The organism is Paenibacillus sp. p3-SID1389, from assembly GCF_025151705.1.
Lineage (GTDB): Bacteria > Bacillota > Bacilli > Paenibacillales > Paenibacillaceae > Fontibacillus > Fontibacillus phoenicis.
The window spans coordinates 1-2,055 of sequence record NZ_JALXVO010000107.1; the positions used below are offsets into that span (position 1 = coordinate 1).

At 54.0% G+C, this 2,055-nt stretch carries 1 protein-coding gene; it reads right to left on the reverse strand.

The genetic code is table 11. The features are described from left to right. Positions 1-89: 89 nt before the first annotated feature. Positions 90-1,346 (reverse strand): group II intron reverse transcriptase/maturase, encoded by a 1,257-nt coding sequence (ltrA, locus tag M3G15_RS21245; protein ID WP_213531447.1) that lies wholly within the window; start codon positions 1,344-1,346, stop codon positions 90-92. Between the last annotated feature and the right edge of the window lie 709 nt (positions 1,347-2,055).

A 2,055-nucleotide genomic window follows, 5' to 3' on the forward strand; every position in this document is an offset into this window, starting at 1 on the left:
GTAGAGTCGAAGGAGGTCGGTTTGCACCTTCCTCCGTCCGCTCAGTCAAACGGATCGTGCAGTTTTCCCGCAATCCGCTTTCCTTCATGTCACCCTCTGGGTGCAGTTCGTAGGTTCAAATCCGGGATTAACGACAAAAGGTTCACCAGTCTGTACTTGGAGTAGAGGATGGATTCAGGTAACTTCTTCCACCCTGTGTTTCGCCACCGTTTAAACCGATGGCTCCATATTCGCCTTATGATCCAGCGTTGGAGTCGGTTAAACAGCTTTCTTACGTGCGCTTTGCGAAAATAGTTGCCCCATCCTCGTATGACAGGATTGATGGAGTCAATGAGCTCATAGACCGTTAGCGGAATGCGTCTGCGCGTTCGGGCCCGAATGGTGTCCATGAACGATTGAATGGACCTCGTTTTGGGGTAGGCATAGATATTGAATTTCGGTTGTTTCTTCACCCTATCCCGCGGCAGTGACAGACCTTTTCCCCGTTTGAGCTTGTAGCCTAGAAACTCAAATCCCCATTTGATGTGGGTGATCTTGGTTTTATCCGGGTGAAGCGTCAGTCCGAGCGATTCCAGAATCATTCTTGCGTCCCGTAGTGCTCGTGCTGCCTCCGCTTGGGTCTTACAGAGAACAACCCAATCATCGGCAAATCGCGTCAGCCGATACCCTCTGTTCGTCATTTCGTGGTCGAACCGGTTCAGATAAATATTGCTAAACAGCGGACTGACCACGCTTCCTTGCGGTGTTCCGCTTGGCGTAGCGTATTTCTTTCCGCTTTCCATATACCCGGCTTCGAGCATTTGCCTGATTAGTTTGAGGATTCTGCCGTCGCTGACTTGCTCCGCAATCATATCGATGAGCGGTTCGTGATGGACCGTCCCGAAGAAATCCCGCAAGTCCGCGTCCACGATCCATTCGCATCCATCCATGAGTTCGCTATAAATCTTCCGCATCGCTTGATGTGTCGATCTACCCGGTCGGTATCCGAAGCTGCACTCGCTGAACAGAGGTTCGAAGATAGGCTCCAGCCTGTTTTTCAAAGCCTGTTGACATACCCTGTCCCGTATCGCCGGAATGCCCAGCGGTCGCTTTTCACCCGGTTTCCCTTTCTTGGGGATGAGAATCCGTCTGACCGGCATCGGTCGGTACGTCCCCTGTTTCAGTTCTTCGTGCAGGCGTTCCAACTCCATCTCGGCTACTGCTTCAAATGCCGGGATGGCGACCTTGTCGATGCCCCCACTGCCTCCGTTTGCTCTCACCGACTCCCATGCCATCTCCAAGTTTGTTCGGTGATACACTTTGTCGATTAATGAATGAACCTTCCGTTCTGTGCCTTCTGCTTTCATGCGTTTCGTATCCTCCGCCTGCAAGTTATGGGTCTTTCACAAAGGGAACTGTCCGTCTCTTGCCGCCTACTTGCGAAACGCACTCCAGTTCCGGTCTCCATAAAGCGAGCCGCCTTCCCCTTCTGACTCTCCTTTTGAGCGAGCAGAAGCCAACCGCACCAGAGCGGCTGATCCGGACGTTTCTGTTGTTCGTCCGTTCCAAAGTAATACGCAGCTCTCCGACTTCTCGCCATGCTTCCGGTATGCACTTCGGGGTTTCCTTATAGCATCCGTTACTGAAACTGCCGCGCGTTCTTTGGAAGCGGCGGGCGCGGCACGACCGCTTCGACTTTATTTACCCACTCGTCCTGAAAGTGCATTTGTTTCAGACATGACGAGATCTCCGTGGGTCACATCGTCATCTTCCGTACCATGCCGCCCGCACACACCTTGGTGCGATGGGTGGACTAGAACGCCTTCGTCTCCATAGTGCAGACTCGACCTTGCCCCATCTTTGGCCGACCGGTTCGCAATTCGGGTAGCCCCGTTTCACTACGGCCTGGTACTTCTCCTCAAGCCCTTCAGACTCTGCCTCGCGGCAGACGCCCTGCCTTCCGGCAAAGCTAATTTGCCGGCCCCCGAGGCGTTACCCCCGGGTTTGGATATGAGCCCCCTAGTCCGAGGCTCAGCGGGACTTGAACCCGCCTGATGATCGTGCTGCCACGCACGC

Excerpts from the sequence above, each read along its gene's own strand:
- ltrA (WP_213531447.1), bottom strand. The coding sequence starts at position 1,346 with ATGAAAGCAGAAGGCACAGAACGGAAGGTTCATTCATTAATCGACAAA.